Raw genomic sequence first — 19,635 nt, 5'->3', positions numbered from 1 at the left:
GTCTCACTTTCCTCCTTTTCGGAAGAGTGCCTCCCATCGGGCCTCTGCTTCTGTCTTGCCGTCATATTGAGCAGGACCTGCGGTGGAGGGGCGGAACCGGAAGTACTCGCAGAAATTGCCCTTCTCGCGATCAGAGACAGATTCGGCCTGGGGCTCCCTGCACCGGTTGTGAGCGTATTCGTCGTAGAAGAGGCAGTTCACACAGCAGTGGAGGTCGCTGCCACAGTGGGGACACTGATCCTGCCTGGACACCTTTCCATCCAAGCTGATCTCCCTGTGACAGTGGAAGCAGAAGAACGGCATTTTTCTCTCCTGAATGTTTCTGTTGGCAACGCCTTTCTCGGTCCTTCCCCGGGTCCTGGAAGCCCCACCCCTGGTGGGAGGTCTATTACCTCCTGGCCTGCTACGAGTGGTGCATCCTTGAATGGATTTCCAGCTTCTCAAGGGAGAGCCTTATGACATCCCTGGCCAGTTCCTTTTTCTTCATATAGTCCTCGAAGAAGGCCCGCACTTCCTCTTCTCTCCCGATTCCACCCACCGGGACGATGGCCTCGATGACCCTCTCGTAGTGCATGGGATGAAACTGCTCGAGTCTTTCAAGATTGGAGACATACCAGTCCCACATGGAGTCGACTGCATAGGGGTTCAGGGCCATGGAAACAATGGGAATGAACCTGTTCCGGCTGGGTACACTCTCCAGGACGAATTCTCTTGCCTTCTCGATCAGCGGCGTCTCCCTGAAGCACCCTAGGGCGGCGAGCAGATTCATCCTTTCATGCTCACTCTCTGACACCAGGAACTTCCGGGTCAGCCAGTGGAAGGCCCGGTCATGGCCATTCAGAGCGCCCACCTGCATCACACTCTTCAGGATGTCGGGATGGACAGCCTCTCCCCTCATGAGAGACTCGAACTTGTCGCGGGCAAACCCTTCGACTTCGGTCGAACCGTAGATGGCACTATGCCAGATGATCCGGTCCCTCAGGACAGACATGGTGTGTTTTTCGCCCGGTCTCGGTTCAAAGCCTATCTCTGAGAGAGTCCTCTGGAACATGGACCTTGTCAGGGAGCGGATCTTCTCTTTCTCTGTCTCTTTTGCCACGAGAAAAGCCTGGAAGAGATTCCCGTCCATGCCGGCCAGGGGCAGAAAGGAATCCTCCTTCTCGTAATAGGAAAGGAAATTCAGGTAGTCGCCGATAGGGACGTCACCTCGCCGGACCAAGGCATAGAGGTCGTTCTGGAGGCCCCACCTGTCCTCTGGCAGGAGGTCTTTTGCCAAAACTCTCCTGCCCAGTTCACCCAGATCCTTTCTGTCTCTGTATCGGACCCGGTAGAATCCCATCTGCCTGTCATTTACCTTGTATGCCACAGGCTCCATGCCGATCTCCACGACTTGCTCTTTCCCCTCAAGAAGAGTGGACAATAATTCCGTTTTGCCATGTTCGTAGAAGAGCCGCACCGTGAGAGGGATCAACCACTCTTGCCGAGATTCGTGTGGCAGGTATGTAAACCTCGTTTGGCTGACAAAGAGTCTGCCTTCCCTTCTTTCGACCTCCACTATTGGGAATCCGGGCTGTTCGATCCAGCTCTTCGCTATGCGAATGATCGGCCTCTCCGAAACGGCCTCGAAAGCCTTCCATAGGTCGTGGCTGGCTGCACAGCCGTATTCGTGTTCTTTCAGGTAGCTTCTCAGCCCTTCCCTGAAGTTGGGCTTGCCCATATAACCTTCGAGCTGCCTCAGGATACTGCCTGCCTTGTTGTAGATGATTGGAGCCGTCGCTCCGGTGATGGCCGCTCGTTCCCCTTCGGGCAGTTCGATGGGGAAAGTCTCCCTGAGGGCGTCGCGTTCAAAGGCTTGCTGGGTTTGACCCTGCAGGAATTCGTTCCAGATATCCCATTCCGGGTAATAGTGGTCGACAATGCCGTAACCGAAATAGGTGGCAAAACTCTCATTGAGCCAGAGGTATTTCCAATCCGAAGGACTCACCAGATTCCCAAACCACTGGTGGGTGATCTCGTGGGCGACGACCTCGCATATCCTCTCCTCGCCGGCCCTGGAGGTGAGATTCGGGTAGCGGAGAAGAAGGTTCTCACGAAAAGTGATGGCCCCCCAATTCTCCATGGCCCCAAAGGCAAAATCCGGAACGGCGATGAGGTCGAGCTTGGGAAGGGGGTAGGGTATCCCGTAATAGTCCTCGCAGAACTCAAGGGATTTCCGGGCGAACTCCAAGCCGAACCCGGCGTATCGTGACATGCCGGGCACGGTGACCCCACGAACCCTCTGATCCTCAGGATTTGTGGCAAACTCGAACCTGCCGACACCGAAAAAGAGCAGGTAGGTGGACATCTTGGGGGTCTGCCCGAATCTCACGATCTTCTTCCCACCCTCCACGGGTGTCTCTTCGATGACCGGTCCGTTCGATATAGCCACAAGGTCTTCGGGAACTCTCATTTCCACGTCGAAGGTCGCCTTCTTGTGGGGGTGGTCAAAGCAGGGGATAGCCCTTCTTGCGTCACGCTCTTGAAATTGGGTTACTGCGATGTACTCTGTCCTGCCCTGAGTCGAATATCGACTCCGGTAGAAGCCTGTCATCCCAGCGTTGATCGACCCCTCGTACTCTATTCTCAATAGGATTCTACCGGTCTCCTTTTGGGGTAGTAAGACGAGTAGGACCTGCCGGCTCCTGTCCACATGGAAGGAACAATCGAGATATCCGTCTCCTCTCTGCATCTGGCAGCTCATAACGGTCAGGTCCAGGGCGTCCAGAGCCACTTGACTCACCGGCGAGGGGGGCTCAAAGGTGATCTCCACCGTCCCTGAGAAGATGAATCGTTCAAGGTCGGGTTCGAGGTTGATCTTGTAGTTTATTGGTTTCTCACTCTTCATCTCTCCTCTCCTGGGGTTGCCTGATCTCTTCTAAACATAATCGATAAGGAGAGAGAGATCCAGTTTTTCAGGAACAGAGTGAGGGGCATCACCCAGGGGACACCTCCCCTCCAAAGCTTTCTCCCGGGGTCGCGGCCAAAGATCATCCCCCTTTGCCGGCTCTAGGGTTTCAGGGGGCGATTCCGGCACGGTAGCTGGCTTGACAGGAAGCCGGGCGATGGGATAGTAGTGAATCATCCCGATAGAGAGGAGACGGGATAGAGTATCCCGGGTCTCCCCTCTTCCTGTAGGTTGGATCATGGCGACTCGTAAAGGAGGATCGATCCTCTGCCCCAACTGCGGCAGACTCATCGGCTCGGATGAGCTCCGTTGCCCCCACTGCGGTCTGAGCAGTCCTGGTTCATGGTGGAAAAACAACATCTGGACTCGTGGGTTCCGTAATGCCGATCAGGTTGTGAGGGCCATAATCTATACCAATGTGGCCATCTATGCGATTTCTGTTCTCCTCTACCCAAGGGCGTGGAGCCTCTCCTTCAATCCCTTCTCCTTCCTATCTCCCACCGGCCGGAGCCTCCTGCTTCTGGGTGCCACAGGGACCATACCCATCGACCGTCTGCACCGCTGGTGGACCCTCCTCTCTGCCAATTACATCCACGGGGGCCTTCTCCACATTCTTTTCAATATGTTCGCCTTGAGGCAGTTAGGCGGTCTTGTCGCTCAGGAATACGGGATCTACCGGATGGTTGTTATCTACACCCTGGGCGGCGTCATCGGTTTCCTGGTCTCTTATCTCGCAGGTGTGCGGCTGACCATCGGTGCCTCTGCAGCTGTGTGCAGCCTTATAGGAGCCGTCCTATACTACGGGAAGAGCCGGGGAGGGTCATACGGCCAGACGATTTTTCGACAGATCGGCGGTTGGGCCGTGGGGATCTTCCTTTTCGGCATACTGATGCCGGGGATCGACAACTGGGCCCATGGCGGGGGTATCCTTGCAGGCGTGTTTCTCGGCTTCTCGCTGGGGTATCACGAAAGGAGCCGGGAGAGTTTCTCTCACAAGATCCTTGCGGGTATCTGTATTGTCTTGACATTGGCGATTCTGGGGTGGGCGGTTCTATCGAGCATCTACTACCGAATCGCGGGATAGTCTCGAGCGGCCCAGAGGAATCTGCCGGGTGCATCCACGAGACGGAGCCTTGTTGTGCCGTCTGGTCGGGATTTCCCCTTTTTTCATTGTGGGTCTTGCTTCATCTCGCCGTTCCGTGATGGTTACCATGAGTAGGAAGGTCGTGTTGATTGCCAACCCTGTTGCGGGGAAGGGAAGGCCTGAGGAGTTGTTCCACCTCTTCGTACAGGCCATGGAAAGGCGGGGTTACAGAGTTGAAACCCATATCACCCGGACGGCAGGAGAGGCCACCCTTTGCGCCCGGACCGTCAAACCCGAGGTGGAGGCACTTGTCGTTGCCGGAGGCGATGGGACACTCAATGAGGTTCTTAACGGGCTGGTCGATCCCTCACGGATCCCCATAGCTCTCCTGCCCACGGGGACAGCCAATATCCTGGCCCACGAACTGGGGTTGCCCACCCGTGCGGAGGCCGTGGCCGAGACGGTCCAGGGGGGTCGCGTCCGCCGGCTCGACATGGGGCTTATAGGGGGACGCCGGTTTCTGGCGGTTGTTGGTGCGGGTTTTGATGCGATGGTGACGCAGGAGGTCCGCAGGACAAGGCAGAGGGGCCTGGGATACTCGGGATATGTCCTTCCTGTCTTGAGGAGCCTTGTCCGGTACCGCGTACCCGAGTTGAGGATTACGGTGGACGGAGCTGAACAATTCCAGGGAGCCTTCGCTGTGGTCAGTAATACCCGGAACTACGGTGGGATCTTCACGTTTGCGGATCAGGCCCGCTGTGATTCCGGCCATTTTGATGTCTGTGTCTTCCCAAAAGGGACCGTATTCGCACTTACGAGGTACTACTTCGCCGCACTCCGGGGTGGCGTATCGGGGATACCGGAAGTAAGATACGTTACGGGAAGGTCGGTGAGGATAGAGTCTGAAGAACCCGTGGCCGTCCAGGTGGATGGAGACCCCTTCGGTGCAACGCCGGTGGAGATAGACCTCGTACCTTCCACGGTTCCTATCATAGTCTCTCGTCCTGTATCTTAGGAGTTTGGAGAGGGGCTCAAAAACTCAGGATCTCCTTCCACTGGATAATTCTCCCTCCGGAGAGCGTCTCTCATCTCTTCCAGGGTGATCTTTTCATCATCGAAGGTCACGGTAGCCGTATGGTCCCTGTAATCTGTTTTCACGCCTGTGACGCCCCGACCAGACTTTTCAGGATAGAACCTACCCTGGCTGTCGTGGCGGGTCACACACACCCTGGAACCTTCAGTCTCACGATCCGTTCGGCTCCGAGTGCGCCCCTCTGAGAGGCGAGGAGAAGAAGAAGGTTTGCTGCCAGCAGCACCACCAGGGACCTCTTTGCACCCATGATCCGTTCCTTTCTCTCCTGACCAGCACTGGAGGATGGTGGTCTTATTCGACAGGGTTACAGAGACCATCTGAGAGTGTCATACAGCTCGGCTGGCCCTTGAGCTTCCTTATGGCCTTCTGCTCGATCTGCCGCACCCTCTCCCTCGATATGCCGAAGTGGTTTCCAATCTGTTCCAGCGTATAGGTTGAGCGCTCGCCTATGCCGAATCGAAACCGGAGAATCTTCTCCTCTCGGGAGGTGAGTGAAGAGAGAAGGTTTTGGGCTCTCATGGACTTGTCCATATCCTCTATGAGATCTTCATGGACCGTCAGATCCCCCTCGTTCCCGACGGTGTCTTCCAGCTTGCTGCCCTCGTCCCCCACTGGGGCGTCCAGCGAAAGGGGTTCCTGAATTACCTCCATGACCTTCTGGACTTCCCTGACCGGGATCATCAGCCTGGTGGCGATCTCATCGTATCGGGGTGTCCTGCCGAGTTCCTCGACCAACTGGTGGGAGGCTTTGAATATCTTTCTCCTTGTCTCCAGCAGGTGGTTCGGGATACGGACGGTCCTGCTCTTGTCGGCCAGAGCCCTGGTAACCGCCTGTCTGATCCACCAGGAAGCGTAGGTACTGAACTTGAATCCCCTGCGGTAGTCGTATTTTTCCACGGCCTTCATGAGGCCGAGATTTCCTTCCTGCAGGAGATCGAGGAGGGGGAGCCCCTTGTTCACATAGGCCTTGGCGATTTTGACGACGAGTCTCAGATTCGATTGAACCATCTCGGCCTTCGCCTCTTTCACTCTCCTCTCCGTGTCGTTCAAGTCTGCCAGTATCTCATCGAGTCTCTGTCGGTCGTCCGGGGAACGCCCCCCACCGTTTTCCAGTCTTTGCATAGCCCTGGTGACAATCTCTTGCTTTGTCTCGGCCTGAACCTGGGCACCGGCGGGATCTGCCCCCCCTTTGCCTCGCCGATCATCTCCGTCGAGGGCAGCAGAGCATTCCGCAAGGAGTTTCCGGATTCTCTCCCCTCCCTGCCTGATCTGCCTGGCCAGTTCGATCTCTTTCCCCTTTGTGAGCAGGCGAAACCTGTTCATCTCCCTGAAGTATATGCCCGCGATGCTCATATCCGGGTCGACGGATTCCTCTTGGTCGATTGGATCCGTCTCGCCCTCTGCCGGGCAGAGATCGTCGTCCGTATCTTCCCAGAAGGAAGTTGCCCGCTCAAGTGTCTCCCCTGTGGTGAAACTGAAAGCCATAACCATCACCTCCTGTAAGGGATCCCCTCTTCCAGGTGCTGCCGGGTTTGTTCCTAGGGGAACCCTCCAACTTCTGCATTTCTGAATCGAACAATCGGTTTTGCTTCAATTCATGCATAGACTAACCTTCCAGAACGATAAGAAAAATGGGGGAAACCCCGTATTCGCGTGCGGGGAACCGAGTATTTCCCGTGCAATGTCGGAGAAGTCCGCCGTATTCAACTTACCCCAAAGGGCATTTCCTTCTTCCAGGGAGTGGAGAAAGACTCTCACTCATCCGGGTCGGACGGCCGTCTTAAGGGCCGAAATCGGGGCCTCCCTTCAGCAGATGATCGATTCGATCAATCTCACCACCTCCTCCGAGGAGGTGCTCTTTGAAAGAAAGTGGTTGGCCCCGCATCCCCGGGCAGCCTGCCTGTATTCGGGCAGGTCGTGGCTTGTAAGGATGACAAGGATGATATGCGGGTAGTCGCTTTTGATCCTCCTGCAGAGTTCCAGGCCGCTCTGCCCCGGGAGTCTGATATCCATGAATATGAGGTCCGGGATGGCGGCATGTATCTCCTGGAATGCCTGCTTCCCATTCTCCGCCTCTCCGACTTCCATCAGGGGGAACCGGTTTGCCAGAAGATCCCTCAGCGACTGGCGAAATGGGGCACTGTCCTCGACGATCAGTATTCTGGTCATAATGACTTACCTGAGCTCCAAGAAGTGGCTGCGGAAAAGGTATCTCCGAATCCTCGCCTGAAATCCTTCCCATTCCAGCCCTAGCCTGCGGGTTACAGAGGCGGCCAACCAAGACTTCGCCATAAGGATTCGCCCTCGAGGGCTGTGGCTTCTGGCGTTAACTTTACGAATGATCACCTTTGTGATAAATAGGGTGTATCCTGTATTTGCTGCCTCTTGACACTGTAGTTTCCCTGATGCGGCGGTAAGTGGGGGCGGGGTGAAGGTGGTCTGGAGCGGGCCGGCGGGTCCGGTTCCTCACGGGCGGGGTCATTCTTATTGCGGAGTGGGCAGTGAGCGGGAAGCCGCGGATCCTCATTGCAGAGGACCATACGATACTCAGGGAAGGCCTACGGGCGATGCTCTCCTCCAACGCTGATTTCGACGTGGTGGGGGAGGCCGAGGACGGCCGGGAAGCCGTCCGGTTTGTTGAGAGTCTCGCGCCCGACCTCGTGCTCCTTGATCTCTCCCTGCCGAGGATGAGCGGGATAGACGCGATCAGAGAGATCAAGAAGCGGCATCCGGAGACTAAGGTCATCGCCTTGACGGTTCACAAGACCGAGGAATACGTCCTGGAAGCTTTGAGGGCAGGAGCGGACGGATACATCTTGAAGGATGCCACGTTGAATGAACTGCTGATGGGGATCAAGAGCGTCTTGAAGGGGAGGGCATATCTGAGCCCGGGTGTTTCAGACAAGGTGATAGAGGGGTATCTGGCCGGAAAGAAGACCGCCCGGATTGGAACTCCATGGGATACCCTGACTCGGAGGGAGAAAGAGATCCTGAAACTTATCGCCGAGGGTTACAGGAACAAGGAGATCGCGGGTTACCTCTATATCAGCGTCAAGACCGTGGAGAAACACCGGGCCAATCTCATGAAGAAGCTCAACCTCCACGGTATTTCCGAATTGACGGCCCTTGCCATAGAGAAGGGACTGGTCACGAAATAACAGCGGTTCGCCACGTTGCCCGGATCAGTGTACCCTTTGCCCTCGTGGACCGGACGGAAAACTTCCCACCTGATAGTTCGATTCGCTCCTTCATGCTGACGAGTCCCAACCCCTTGTTCGTTGTCTGCACGTCGAAGCCCCGGCCGTTATCCTGAACCACCAATTCCAGGGAGCCTCTTGTTTTTCTGAGAGAGAGGCGTACCGCATCGGCCCGGCTGTGTTTGGTTACGTTGTTCAGGGCCTCTTGGAGGACGCGGAAAATGACCGTCTTCACGATATCCGGCACCTGATCTTCCTGGACCGTGATGTCTTGCTCGATGCGGATTTCCGGGTAGGTCCTTTGGGACTCCCTGCAAAACCACCCAATGGTTGCAACGATGCCGAGATCATCAAGGATCGAAGGGCGCAGGTCCGACTGGATCCTTCGGACCTCCTCGATGGCGGCCTGTACCATTGAGATCAGAGAAGTCAAAGAATCGGTGAGATGCCCCGTTACTTCCTGGCTTGCCAGCTGCACGAGACTCTCCATTCGAAACTTCAGGGCTGCCAGTGTCTGCCCGATGCTGTCGTGAAGCTCCGCGGCGATCCTCTTTCTCTCTTTCTCCTGGGCCGAAAGAAGCTCTGAGGAGAGTCGCCTGAGCTGTCTCTCCGAATCCCTAAGCGCTCTTTCCGCCAGTTTGCGTTCCCTTATTTCTCCCTTTAACTGAGCCGTCCTCTGTTCTACCCGGTGTTCCAGTTCGTCGTTGGCGCTCTGGAGTATCTCCTCGCTCCGTTTGCGCTGGACAGCAAGAGCATAAAGGGCCGCCAGCCGTTCGATGACCGCCAGATCCCGCTCGGTGTAGTCACGGCCCGGATTGGCAAGAGCGATCTGTCCAACCAGCGTTCCATCCAGAAGGGCGGGGACCGATAGGAATCGATGGATAGGCACGTGGCCCACGGGAGTGCCCGAGGATCTGGGATCAGAGGATGGTTGGTTGGTAAGGAGTGATTTGCCGTGGTTGAGCACCCATCCCCAGAGGCCCTTGAACTCTTTGAATACCACGTCCTTGTCCGGGACCCGGCAGATCTCCCAGATGTCCCTCGTCAGTGTGGAACTCACGTTGTAGCCTGTCCGTGGGTCGATGAAGGAGACATATCCGAACTGGCTGCCGGTTATCCGCTTTGCGTGCTCCAATATGGCAAGAGATATCTCCTCTATCGGCTTGGGCAATATCAAGGCCTTTGATAGATCGGTCAGGGCTTCGTTGACCGAGGTCTCCCAGAGAAGCCTCTCCCATATCCCTTCGACCCCCCTGACCAATCGGTTGATGAGCTCTTCCTTCGGCCTGTTTCTCATTCTCTCTTACCCGTGAGATATGGAGGCCTTTCTCTTCCGGCCCTCAATCCCCGCACTGGAAGGGTACACAAGAATACGCCCAAACCACCGGCCAAGTCAATTCCGGGAAAGCCCGAGGTTTCCGCCCTTTGGATTCGATGCTTCCGGGCAGGGAAGCATACCCCTGCCTGCCGGCGGGGAACAGATGACGCCCGGCACTAGTCGATGGGTGGCACACCCCCTGCTCGGTGTCGCTCTCGGATGGGGATGCCGGAGTCGCGAAGCTCGAGTGGGAAGGCCTTGGAAGGCAGAGGAGAAAGGAGGAGAAGTTGTGCTATAATAATTAAAATTGGGGAGGTGTTAGAGGTGAAATATTCGGGATTCGTTTCTGTTTTTGCCGTCTCGGTCTTTTTGGGCCTTTCACTTTCCGCTCCCCCGGGACACACCGAAGTGTACAAGTGGGTGGACGGGAGCGGGACTGTCTGGTTTTCCGACGATCCAGCCAAGCTACCCAAGGAGTCTTACGGCCGGGCTGAAAAGCAAGATCTCTCTGAAAAGGCAGGGGAAGACACTGGCGCCAAGAGAGCGGGTGATTTTTCCACAGAGGAGGCCGTGACTTCTCCGCCGAGTGAGACCCCCCCGGTGGATGCTGCGGGGCGGGCCGAGGAGAAAAGAGCCCTCCTCGAGGATATTTCACGGCTCGAAAAGGAACTCTCCAGGGCCAGAATGGCACTGGGTCGGGTCTCCTTGACCAGCCGACGTGGATTCTGGTACATCATCGACGCCGGGGGAAACAAGGTAAGGGCCTCGTACAAAGATCCAGGGGCGCGCTGGAGTACCTCCACATGGCCGGGGGCCCCACCGGCTACCAGAACGAGGGAATCGGATGAGCGAAGGCGGATCCAGAGAGATATCTCGGAGATGGAGAAGAACCTGGGTCGGATGAGAGAGCGGCTGTCGGCCGTCTCTCGCGGGCTGTAGGTAGACCGAGGAGTCTTCCGGAGAGTTACGGGCCCGAGGCAGATCGGCTCCGGTCGGAGCAGAACCGAACCTGCGGAAGACGGAGTCTACCGTTCGAGTCGTCCGGTTCCTGAAACAAGGGGCTAAAGTTCTGCCCTAATTCTGCCGATAAGGAACGATGAAGAGGTGTCCCAGAAACTCGGCCTGAGAGGCTGTGAAAGGGGAGTTCGTGGGCAGGTGCCAGCAAACTTGCGGGCTTCCCGGGAGAGAGATGAACGGGGATGATTGAGATTCGGCCCGTAAATCCGAGATGGCGTTTCCTGGCGGAACGGATCGAATCGGAGATTGCCGGGGACTACAGGTCCAGACACGATCGGAACGGTGACGGCCTCGTGGAGAGATCGGAGTTCTCCGGTACGAGTGCGGTCTTCCAGAGGATCGATCAGAACGACAATGAGCGTCTTGAGTCTTCCGAACTGAAGCGTTACGTGGATCTTCTGAAACGCCGGTGGCCGATGAAAGATTCGGAAGCCTCCGGGGAGAAGGCTCAATCTGACAATGAGCTCTCCTTCTCGGCTTCATCCTATGCGAGGCTTACCGGGGCTGTGAGGGAGTTCTTTTCCGAGGAAGTGTGTAGTCTCGACAAAAACGGAGATGGTTTTGTCGGAACCGATGAGTTTGTCGGCACTACAGAACAATTCTCTGCCCTGGACCGGGATGAGAACAACCTGATCAGCTCCCGAGAGTGGGCCGAGGGCTTTGTGGAGACTCACAACCAGATTCAGATGGCTCTGAAGGCATACCGGTTTTCCCAGGGCATCTTCCAAAACACCGGTGGTATCGTTCAGATGACCGTCTAGCAAGTCCCCTTTTTTCCCTCGGGCCGGCATCCCGTCCTCTCATCCGACCGGTGAAGCAGTCTGATCACCGTTATTTCAGGAGTCGAGAGGAACCGTATCGGAGGACCCCATGTACCTGCCCCTCTGCTCACATACAGAAGAGAGCCTTCGGCCAGCCGGACGAGTCCGGCTGCGACCGGGAAGAAGAGCCGAGTTATGAGGACGAATGGGAAGATCTGTCCATTGTGGGTGTGTCCTGAGAGTTGCAGGTCAAAGAGACCCAATGCACCGGCGTCGACAACGGGTCTGTGTTTCAGAAGGATAGTGAATTTGTCCTCGGGCAGACTGGAAAGCAGTTCTCTCTCTGAAGAACCCCTGACAAAGCCGAAGTGTTCGCCTGTCGGATCGTCGAAACCGACGATGTTTACTCCATCCACCGTGACCGCCTCTCCCCTCAGCACGGTGAAGCCCGCCTTTTCCGTGAAATCGATTGCCCGATCAAGGCCGGCGTAAAACTCGTGATTGCCTGTGACCGCGAATTTTCCGTATCGCGGATGGATGGCTCCGAGGGGTTCTGCAAGACCCTCCAGGTCGTCAACCTGTCCATCCAAGAGGTCACCCGTGGACACAAGGATATCAGGTTCCGCCCTCTTCACTTGTTCGAGGATTCTCTCCAGCCTCGCTCTTTTTGCGAGGAGCCCCAGATGGATATCAGAGAGGGCGACGATGGTCATCCCCCCGCTCTCTCGCGGAATCTTGGGGCTCTGGATGGTCAGGGTTTCGTTCCTAATGTTGCGGGCCTCAAGACAGCCGTAAGAGGCGATGGCCAGGGTGACGAGCAGGGGAAGTGTAAAGGTCAATCGATGCGAATGGATGAAGGGCGAAAAATCCCTGTGGAGAAGAAGCCCCGTACCATGAAGGGTGAGACGAAAGAGGTCGACAAGAAGAGAGAACGAAAAGAACAGAAAGGCAAGGCCCATCCAGGTATACCCGATGTGCGAGATGGCCCGGGCCAGGAGGCTCAGCCCGCGGCTGGTGGATATCCTGACCAGAAGCGGTGCGGCCACCATTATGCCCATGAAAGCCGCCAGAATTAAAGAGAGGGCAGGTCCAAGGACCAAAGCGTCTGTCACTTTCACAAATACATACAGATGGAGGGAACCGTAGAGGAGGAAGAAGGCTATCAGGGGAAGAATCATTTCCGTCTCTCCCTTTTTGCACCAGGGCCCGGCTGCGAGGGCTAATCATATCAGAACCGAGTGGACTATTTCAACCATCCTGGTCGGTGGCTTCACGGAACGCGGTCCGCCCCGCCATGCGCAAATTGGCATCAAAAATGCAGGAAATCCCACCTGTCTATCGATAACAGATGAGTTCGGGGAAGACGCATGCTTGCTTTGAGGTTCCTCCAGTTTTCCGACCTTCATTTTGAGAGCAGGGATTACGAGCGCGAGTGGCAGTGCCCGGAAGAGAAAAGAAAGATCCTCGAAGACGAGATGAAGCAGGTGGTGGAGAAGATCGTAACCGTCGCCAGGGAGTATGAGGTCCGTGCGGTCCTTGTTGCCGGTGATCTCTTTGATGGGCGGACCGTGAGTCTCGAGGGTGTGCGTTTTCTCCAGGATTGCTTCCGGAGTGCCGGGGATATTCAGATCTTCATCGTGCCCGGAGACCAGGATTGTTTTGGTGTGAGCAGCCTCTATAATCCTGAGCTTCTCAAGGGAATCGGGATGAACCCCTGGCCCGAGAATGTCCATATCTTCAAAGAAGGGCCTTCCTCTTCGATCCTTCTTCCAGGAAGCGACGATATCGCCATAACAGGAATACCCCACATTGGGCGGGGGCTGAGAAGAGAAAGGCCTCTGGCGGTTCCCATACCAAAGGACGCCACGCGACTGAACGTGCTTCTTCTCCACGGAGCATTTGAAGAAAACGGGGGATCCAAAGCCGAGGCAACCCTCTGTTTCAACCGCGAGGAGGTCCACTCCCAGCATTTCGACTACATCGCCTTCGGGCACTTCCATCAAGGGGAGGAGATCAGAGACGAAGAAGGGAAAGTCCGAGCAGCCTCATCGGGTTGTCCATATGGTCTGAGGACCGAAGAGTTCGGGGAGAAGAGTGTTATTGTAAGCGAGATCGAAAGGGGAGGAATCCGGCCCGAGAACATAGAGAGAATCCGCGTGGCGCCTAGAACCGTGAGGGAAGTGAAGATCCATTGCAACGGTTTGAAACGGGCCGATTCGTTACGGCAGAGAATCGAAAAGGGACTCCACCGAGAGAAGATCGAGGCTACGGACCTGGTACATATTCGTATCGAGGGGCAGGGCAGCCACCAACTGGCATGGAGGGTGTATGAAGAATCCATAAGAGAGGGGTATTTCCTGGCCAGACTCGATACTTCCGGGCTGAGGCAAAAGTTCGATCTTCGGAGGTACACTCGGGGTGTCGATACCGAACTCACCACAGAGGGGCTCTTTGTCCGAAAGATGAAAGAGCTTCTCGACAGTACCGAAAATCTGCAACAACTGAGAGCCGTCGAGAAGGCCCTTGAGTGGGGATTGGAAGCACTAGCCGGCAAAACGATCGAGTTCAACCATGAGAATCAAGAGATTTGAGACCAATGGATTTGGGTGTTTGAGGGGCTGTTATGAGTTCCGGTCCTCGCCTTCTACGCTCATAATCGAAAAGAACGAGAAGGGGAAATCCACATTCGTTGCCGGAATCCTCGCAGCCCTGTATGGATTGGATGAGAACGGGTCGTTGGAGCTCGGAGAGATAGAGCGGTTCAGGCCCATGAGATGGGAAGGCTTCGATGTGGCCCTCTCCATCCAGATCGGGGAGAGGGAGTATCGAATTGTGCGGGATTTCAATACAGGCTCTGTTGCGGTCTGGGACGAGAAGGCCGGCCGCGAAATCACTTCGGAATTCACGGAGCAGGACGGCGAGATAACGGTTGGAGAGAGGCTCCTCGATCTTTCCAGAGAGGGTTTTCTCAAGACCGCCGTGATTCGCCAAAACGAAATCCAGAGGCTCAACGACCCGTCCCAGATAGCGGAGAAGATCGAGGCCATGATCGACACCCTTTCGGGAGACGCGACCGCCCGCCAGGCAATCGGCCTTCTCGCTCAAGCCCGTGACCGATACCGCAAGAACAGGTCTCTTGAGGGGGAAATCGATAGTCTTCGCGAGAACCTGAATAGTTACCGAAACGAGCTGGAAGCCCTGGAAAAGGAGCGGGAGATGATTGACGAGAAGGTCTCCCGTCTTGTCGAGCTCGGCGGTCGGAGGGATGAGCTTAAAGGTCTGCTTGAAAGAAAGCGGTATGCATCTCTGGCATCACAGAAGGATGTACTCGAGGGGAGGATATCCCGTTCTAGAGAAAACAGAAAGCGCCTCCGAGAGCTGGAGGCAGAAATGGAGTCGCTGGAGGATACGGCTTCCTTCCCCAGGGACGGCAAAGAACGCCTCACCCGGGCCGTAGCAGAACTCGGTGGTATCAGGGAACAAATCAGGGAGTTGAAAGCAGAACTGAGAGAGGCGAAAAAGCGGGTCAAGAGGGCAGACAGACGGGCAGCCCAAGAGTTCAGGGGATTCGATTCCCTTGCAGAGGAGGAGATTTCCGAGATTCCCCTTATCATGAGAGGTCTTCAGAGGGACCTTTCGGCAGTCGCGGAAATGCGGAACCAGTACCACAAAGAGAAAACCAAGATCATCCAGGAAGGCTACCCCCTGAAGGAATACTCGAATCTGAAGAAACTCCTCGGGGGAATCACCGCGGAAGAGAGATCCCGGGTTGCGCGATACCGAAAGGAGTTGGCCACAACGAAGAACGAAATCATCTCCCTCAAACGGGATATCCGGACCGAGGAGGGGAAAACGGAGAGCCTCGAGAAGGAATTGGCAAGGACAAAAGGGTCGAGAAAACGGGCTCTTCTGTTTGGAGCTTTTCTCGTGTTGCTCGGTGGTGCCGCCTGGGGTCTGGATAGGGGCCTACACCTCTGGATCTTTACATTGTTGCCCTTAAAGGCGGGACTGGTCCAGGCAGTATGCGGGGGTCTCGGCTTCTTTGCGATCCTGTGGGGGTTGATGAGAGGTGGGAGGGGCCTGAAGGAGACGAGCGAGGCCTGGTCCCAAAGCCTGAAGAGCCTCGAGGGCCTGCTTGCAAAGAAGGAAGAGATGGAGAAGAAGTTCGAAGGCGAAATAGCCAGGATGGAGGAACTGGCCCATCGCTGTGGACTTCGCTCTCCTGATGAATTGTTCGAGAAGTTGAGAGAGCTCGACCGTCTCGAGGAAAGGACGGTGGATCTCCGAGCGCTGTTGGCCCGTTTGAAGGAGACAAAGTCTCGCATAGTGACAACCCGTTCGAGATTGTCGGATTCCATGAAGAAGGTGGGACTGGAACCCGGAAAGACTTCCTGGGCGGAAACGGTCCGTTTCTACCGGAAGGCCGGGGCCTTCCCGCGGGTCAGATCTGAAAGAGACGGAGCCAGACAGAGGCTCGCGCAACTGGAGAGCTCTTTCCGGCAAGCTGAGACCGAGAGAAGGCAGACAGAAGAGGAAATAGGCCGTATCCTGGGTCAGGCGGGGATTACCTGGGATGGAGATAGTGAAAGAGCGATCAGAGAGTTCGAGGAGAAACTGCGGCGGTTCCATCGATTCGTAGAACTCAGAGATGAGCTGATTCCAAAGGCCCGGCTTGACCAGATTCCAGCAGAGACCTTTGAGAGTATCTCTTCCACCCTGGACAAGGTCGGGGCTTCCATGATGGAGATAGAAAAGAGGTATCCTGAAGTGAAGAGCAGGGCATCCCTACCCCCGGAAGCCCAAGGTGCAGGCTCAGAAGGCGAAACAGAGGCTGAAATCGAAAGAATCTCTGAAGAGCGTCGTCTTCTCAGCAGTGAGATCGTCAATTTCCTGGTGCGGTACAGGGAGGAAGTAGCCAGGTTGCAAAGGGAGATTGATGACTGCCGGAATGAACTCGAGAAGGCAGAATTTTTCGACAGAGCCGCAAAACTCGCTATCCAGTATCTGGAAAACGTGCAACGGGAACTCCATCACCGGTGTGCAGAGTTTCTGAATCAAAAGGCGAACGCCGTGGTCTCTCATATCATGCCGGCGTGCGACTCCATTCAGGTCAACCCGGACCTCTCCTTTTCGATCAACCACAGGGGGCTTCGAACCACGCTCGACCAGGCCCACGTGGACGGATTGCTCAGCGTGGGTGCAAGAGATCAGATCTATCTGGCCCTCCGGCTTACCATCGGGCAGTATCTTTCAGCCTCGGGTATTCATCTCCCATTCATACTCGACGATGCCTTGATCACGAGTGATGACGAGAGGTTTGCCCAGACCATGAACTTCATCATCAAGGATTTGACCGGAGACCACCAGATAATCCTCCTCACCTGTCACGAAAAACGCCATCAATGGTGGCTCAATCAGGTACCCCGGGAGTACAGGGGCCGGGTAGAGGTCTCAAGGCTCCAGGATCGGGCCTCTGCCTAGCAGAAGGGGGACGTCTCGGCTCACCGTGCCGCCGCTGGTCCCTCTTGAACGTTCTGCTTCCACCGTAACAGAGGTGGGTGGCCGAAGGCCATCCCCTTTCACTGCTGTTCCATTCCCTTGAATCGTTTTGTCATCCTCTTGACCACATCGATGGAGAAGTGGCCCTTTCTGACTACCTCCACGTCACTTAAGAAGAGGATTCCCGCATAGTTGGGCAGAATTTCGGAAACCCTCTCCACGATCTCCATGATCACGCGCTCGGGGGCGATCACAAAAATTCCGGTATTCTTGTGGGGGTGAGCGAAACCGATGTCCGCCCTGGATTCCCTCATCCCCTCTCCATCCACCTCGGAGTAAAGGGTGTAGCCTGTCGCCCCTGATTTCTTGATAATATCGATGAACTCGTCCCGTTCCGCCGTCTCGATGATGATATCGAGACGCTTCATCTTTGCCAGCTGCATGGAGGCCTCCTTCTACGCCGCTCTTTCCGTTGCAGTCTCTCTTCTGTTTTGGTACCAGAGAATCACCGTGATGTCAAACCGCCTGGGGGCCGGAGCTGCCTACAGACCCTGGAGGATCGGCCGGAGCACTGAGAATGGGGGACCGGGGGGCTCTTCCGGCCGGCCCCACGCCCTTGACAGCTTGCTTCGGGCTCTGCTAGGCTTGATAAGGAAAACGGGTCTTTGAGGAGAAGAATCGTCCATGGTGAGACCACCTGTTATGATGGCCTGCCAAGTACTTCAGGACATGATCCGGAACGAGATACCCGGGGATATACCTTTCCACGTGACCTTCTTCGAGTACGGACTCCACAGAAATCCCCGCGTGATGAAGCGGGTGCTCCAGAATGCTCTGGACGAGATCGAGGAACCGAGGACCGTGGTTCTGGGCTACGGCTTGTGCGGGAACGGCCTTGACGGACTCCGCGCAGGACCCCATACGCTCTTGATACCGAGGACGGATGACTGTATAGCCATTTTGCTGGGTTCCTATGAGGCTTATCAGAGGGAGTTTTGGTCGACGCCCGGAACGTACTATCTGAGCAAGGGGTGGCTTGAATGCGGGAGCCATCCTCTTAAGGAATACGAAGAAGTCGGGGCGAAATACGGCAAAGATGAGGCTGAATGGATCCTGGACATGCAGTATAAGAAGTACGAACGACTCTGCCTTGTAGCCCATAGCAGGGCCGATCTGGAGAAATATCGCCCCCAGGCTCAGGAGGTCGCCCGGTTCTGCGAGCGGTGGAATTACAGGTACGAAGAGATCTTGGGCTCTTCCGCCTACGTCAGACGGCTCCTGGAGGTTGCAGTCGATCTTTCGAAGGCTGACAGCGACTTCGTCCTGGTCCGGCCTGGCGGTGTGGTGACCCAGAGTCTCTTCATACGCTGAAGCCACGGCGGTATCGGCGAGTCGGGAGACCTTGGTGCGGCCAGCCAACTACCGAGTAATTTCAGGCTTGGTAAAATAGGCGATCTGAGAGAGGATGATATTGATCACGATGCGCCTGTCGTAGGCGTTCAGCCTGGACAGATACCCGCCCCCTTGAGCCGACTCCCTTTCCAGAAATGAGAAGGCGCGGCGATAGCTGTCGTAGCCGTCGATGCGGATCATGCGGCGGGGAGCATCTCTCGCCTGGAAAGAGCTTTTCCACTCGCCTCTTATGTTTTGGGGTAGGTCATCGAGGGATACGATGGTCCTTTTGGCAGGATCGAGATCGGCTTCCTGAATGGCAAAATTGGCCAGCCTGTAAGGCCGGTTGTTCTTGCAGAGGATGTCCTTGACCGTGATGAATCGGAGGTACGGTCTTTCGCCGCGGTAGTAGATCGTCTCCCCAAGGTCGTAGAACCTGTTCTTTTCCTTCAAGGTCAAGGCGAACTCGAGTCCCAGGCCAGTCCCGAATATCTTGACACCCAGGTCGATATCGGCCTCTGCGCCGACCCTGCATCGCAATGTTTCGAGGTCTGTGAGAAATGAGGTGATCACCGCGACGTCCATGCCGACTATTTCTCGGATCCTTTCGGCGATTCTCGACAGATAACCCTCGTCCTGAACCGTGTCGCCCCCGGAGACCCGGGGGTGTTCCGATGGCAGGGCTTCGGGGGAAAGAATCAGCACCTCACCGTCGGCCACCCATCTCTTTCTCAGCCTTCCCCTGTCCGGTGGGCGTTTGGTGGTTGCTGTCCACTGCAACTCGACATCGTAGAACTCGGGATCACGGTCGTCGACGACGGTAAGATAGACCCCGTCAGAACGGGAAAACTCCGACAGCGTCCGGGCCTGATACTTGGTAGAAGCCTGGGTGCGAATAGGAATGCGCCGATTTCCCACAGGGATGAGAACCTCCTTTTCGCCAAGATCGACCTTGAGGTCGTTCCTGAGGAGTCCTGCCAGGCCCATGTCTGTCCGTACGAAAAGATACTGCTCGTACCCATCGAGGGCGTAGTTGAACAGCTCCCTCATCTCCGTATTCGGATCGAAATACACGACCGTTCCGATGGGAAGGTAGCCAACCAGATCGTGAACGAGTCTCCCGTTTTTCCAGACTCGGGGCTTCTCGCTCAGCAAAAAGGCACCCTCCCTGACAAAAGCGGCGCCTGCCTCGAGAGCCCGGACATGGACAGGAACAAACCAAACCACCACGGCTAGAGCGAACAAGAGGCCCTTGATTCGTCCATGGCTGCGCAGGCCCATCGATTCCACCTCCACTATCCGATTCAGACAACCCAACTAACGTTGAATG

At 56.0% G+C, this 19,635-nt stretch carries 16 protein-coding genes; 8 read left to right on the top strand and 8 right to left on the bottom strand.

Going from position 1 to position 19,635, the window contains the following annotated elements:
• Window positions 1-3: 3 nt before the first annotated feature.
• Both JRJ26_00260 and JRJ26_00255 read right to left on the bottom strand, forming a co-directional pair.
• Entirely contained in the window at window positions 4-303 is a 300-nt protein-coding gene (locus JRJ26_00260; protein ID MBW2055908.1) for a hypothetical protein, read from the bottom strand.
• Between the two features lie 100 nt (window positions 304-403).
• A complete protein-coding gene (locus JRJ26_00255; protein ID MBW2055907.1) occupies window positions 404-2,884 on the bottom strand; it encodes a M1 family metallopeptidase in 2,481 nt (826 codons plus the stop codon).
• A 298-nt stretch (window positions 2,885-3,182) separates the two neighbouring features.
• On the opposite strand from JRJ26_00255, the gene JRJ26_00250 reads away from it, so the two are divergent.
• Together JRJ26_00250 and JRJ26_00245 are read left to right on the top strand one after the other, a co-directional pair.
• The gene (locus tag JRJ26_00250; protein ID MBW2055906.1) at window positions 3,183-4,028 is read left to right on the top strand and encodes a rhomboid family intramembrane serine protease; all 846 of its coding nucleotides are present in this window, start codon (window positions 3,183-3,185) and stop codon (window positions 4,026-4,028) included.
• Between the two features lie 127 nt (window positions 4,029-4,155).
• Complete coding sequence (locus JRJ26_00245; protein ID MBW2055905.1) at window positions 4,156-5,043, top strand: diacylglycerol kinase family lipid kinase; 888 nt, start codon at window positions 4,156-4,158, stop codon at window positions 5,041-5,043.
• A gap of 369 nt (window positions 5,044-5,412) precedes the next feature.
• Here JRJ26_00245 and JRJ26_00240 read toward each other — a convergent pair whose 3' ends face one another.
• Together JRJ26_00240 and JRJ26_00235 are read right to left on the bottom strand one after the other, a co-directional pair.
• Window positions 5,413-6,606, bottom strand: coding sequence for a sigma-70 family RNA polymerase sigma factor (locus JRJ26_00240; protein MBW2055904.1), 1,194 nt, complete (start codon window positions 6,604-6,606; stop codon window positions 5,413-5,415).
• Between the two features lie 321 nt (window positions 6,607-6,927).
• A complete protein-coding gene (locus tag JRJ26_00235; GenBank protein ID MBW2055903.1) occupies window positions 6,928-7,290 on the bottom strand; it encodes a response regulator transcription factor in 363 nt (120 codons plus the stop codon).
• Window positions 7,291-7,622: 332 nt separating this feature from the next.
• On the opposite strand from JRJ26_00235, the gene JRJ26_00230 reads away from it, so the two are divergent.
• Window positions 7,623-8,279, top strand: a complete 657-nt coding sequence (locus tag JRJ26_00230; GenBank protein MBW2055902.1) for a response regulator transcription factor — start codon at window positions 7,623-7,625, stop codon at window positions 8,277-8,279.
• Here JRJ26_00230 and JRJ26_00225 read toward each other — a convergent pair.
• A complete protein-coding gene (locus tag JRJ26_00225) occupies window positions 8,269-9,615 on the bottom strand; it encodes a GAF domain-containing sensor histidine kinase (protein MBW2055901.1) in 1,347 nt (448 codons plus the stop codon). The two genes, JRJ26_00230 and JRJ26_00225, sit on opposite strands and share 11 nt — an antisense overlap.
• 345 nt (window positions 9,616-9,960) lie before the next feature.
• On the opposite strand from JRJ26_00225, the gene JRJ26_00220 reads away from it, so the two are divergent.
• Both JRJ26_00220 and JRJ26_00215 read left to right on the top strand, forming a co-directional pair.
• Complete coding sequence (locus tag JRJ26_00220) at window positions 9,961-10,575, top strand: DUF4124 domain-containing protein (GenBank protein MBW2055900.1); 615 nt, start codon at window positions 9,961-9,963, stop codon at window positions 10,573-10,575.
• Window positions 10,576-10,835: 260 nt separating this feature from the next.
• Window positions 10,836-11,414 carry a hypothetical protein gene (locus JRJ26_00215; GenBank protein ID MBW2055899.1) on the top strand — a complete coding sequence of 193 codons (579 nt, stop codon included), beginning with the start codon at window positions 10,836-10,838 and terminating at the stop codon, window positions 11,412-11,414.
• Here JRJ26_00215 and JRJ26_00210 read toward each other — a convergent pair.
• Window positions 11,411-12,592 (bottom strand): metallophosphoesterase, encoded by a 1,182-nt coding sequence (locus JRJ26_00210; GenBank protein MBW2055898.1) that lies wholly within the window; start codon window positions 12,590-12,592, stop codon window positions 11,411-11,413. The genes JRJ26_00215 and JRJ26_00210 overlap by 4 nt on opposite strands.
• A gap of 189 nt (window positions 12,593-12,781) precedes the next feature.
• Here JRJ26_00210 and JRJ26_00205 point away from each other — a divergent pair, with 189 nt between their 5' ends.
• Window positions 12,782-14,005 carry a metallophosphoesterase gene (locus tag JRJ26_00205; protein ID MBW2055897.1) on the top strand — a complete coding sequence of 408 codons (1,224 nt, stop codon included), beginning with the start codon at window positions 12,782-12,784 and terminating at the stop codon, window positions 14,003-14,005.
• Window positions 13,986-16,895 carry a hypothetical protein gene (locus tag JRJ26_00200; GenBank protein MBW2055896.1) on the top strand — a complete coding sequence of 970 codons (2,910 nt, stop codon included), beginning with the start codon at window positions 13,986-13,988 and terminating at the stop codon, window positions 16,893-16,895. Before JRJ26_00205 ends, JRJ26_00200 begins: the two co-directional genes overlap by 20 nt.
• Window positions 16,896-16,993: 98 nt before the next feature.
• On the opposite strand, the gene JRJ26_00195 is transcribed toward JRJ26_00200, so the two are convergent.
• Window positions 16,994-17,356, bottom strand: coding sequence for a hypothetical protein (locus JRJ26_00195; protein ID MBW2055895.1), 363 nt, complete (start codon window positions 17,354-17,356; stop codon window positions 16,994-16,996).
• 241 nt (window positions 17,357-17,597) lie between these two features.
• On the opposite strand from JRJ26_00195, the gene JRJ26_00190 reads away from it, so the two are divergent.
• The gene (locus JRJ26_00190) at window positions 17,598-18,284 is read left to right on the top strand and encodes a DUF1638 domain-containing protein (protein MBW2055894.1); all 687 of its coding nucleotides are present in this window, start codon (window positions 17,598-17,600) and stop codon (window positions 18,282-18,284) included.
• 48 nt (window positions 18,285-18,332) lie between these two features.
• On the opposite strand, the gene JRJ26_00185 is transcribed toward JRJ26_00190, so the two are convergent.
• Window positions 18,333-19,586, bottom strand: a complete 1,254-nt coding sequence (locus JRJ26_00185; GenBank protein ID MBW2055893.1) for a hypothetical protein — start codon at window positions 19,584-19,586, stop codon at window positions 18,333-18,335.
• Window positions 19,587-19,635 lie beyond the last annotated feature (49 nt).

Source organism: Deltaproteobacteria bacterium (genome assembly GCA_019308905.1).
Taxonomy (GTDB): domain Bacteria; phylum Desulfobacterota; class BSN033; order WVXP01; family WVXP01; genus JAFDHF01.
Note: the sequence above shows the minus strand (reverse complement) of the source record. Positions and strands in the feature narration are given on the sequence as shown.

Bases quoted from the DNA above. Each gene is read 5' to 3' on its own strand.
- JRJ26_00205 (MBW2055897.1), top strand. From the start codon at position 12,782: ATGCTTGCTTTGAGGTTCCTCCAGTTTTCCGACCTTCATTTTGAGAGC.
- JRJ26_00225 (MBW2055901.1), bottom strand. From the start codon at position 9,615: ATGAGAAACAGGCCGAAGGAAGAGCTCATCAACCGATTGGTCAGGGGG.
- JRJ26_00195 (MBW2055895.1), bottom strand. From the start codon at position 17,356: ATGCAGCTGGCAAAGATGAAGCGTCTCGATATCATCATCGAGACGGCG.
- JRJ26_00185 (MBW2055893.1), bottom strand. From the start codon at position 19,586: ATGGGCCTGCGCAGCCATGGACGAATCAAGGGCCTCTTGTTCGCTCTA.
- JRJ26_00200 (MBW2055896.1), top strand. From the start codon at position 13,986: ATGAGAATCAAGAGATTTGAGACCAATGGATTTGGGTGTTTGAGGGGC.
- JRJ26_00260 (MBW2055908.1), bottom strand. From the start codon at position 303: ATGCCGTTCTTCTGCTTCCACTGTCACAGGGAGATCAGCTTGGATGGA.
- JRJ26_00250 (MBW2055906.1), top strand. From the start codon at position 3,183: ATGGCGACTCGTAAAGGAGGATCGATCCTCTGCCCCAACTGCGGCAGA.
- JRJ26_00245 (MBW2055905.1), top strand. From the start codon at position 4,156: ATGAGTAGGAAGGTCGTGTTGATTGCCAACCCTGTTGCGGGGAAGGGA.
- JRJ26_00240 (MBW2055904.1), bottom strand. From the start codon at position 6,606: ATGGCTTTCAGTTTCACCACAGGGGAGACACTTGAGCGGGCAACTTCC.
- JRJ26_00255 (MBW2055907.1), bottom strand. From the start codon at position 2,884: ATGAAGAGTGAGAAACCAATAAACTACAAGATCAACCTCGAACCCGAC.
- JRJ26_00190 (MBW2055894.1), top strand. From the start codon at position 17,598: ATGGTGAGACCACCTGTTATGATGGCCTGCCAAGTACTTCAGGACATG.
- JRJ26_00215 (MBW2055899.1), top strand. From the start codon at position 10,836: ATGATTGAGATTCGGCCCGTAAATCCGAGATGGCGTTTCCTGGCGGAA.
- JRJ26_00235 (MBW2055903.1), bottom strand. From the start codon at position 7,290: ATGACCAGAATACTGATCGTCGAGGACAGTGCCCCATTTCGCCAGTCG.
- JRJ26_00210 (MBW2055898.1), bottom strand. From the start codon at position 12,592: ATGATTCTTCCCCTGATAGCCTTCTTCCTCCTCTACGGTTCCCTCCAT.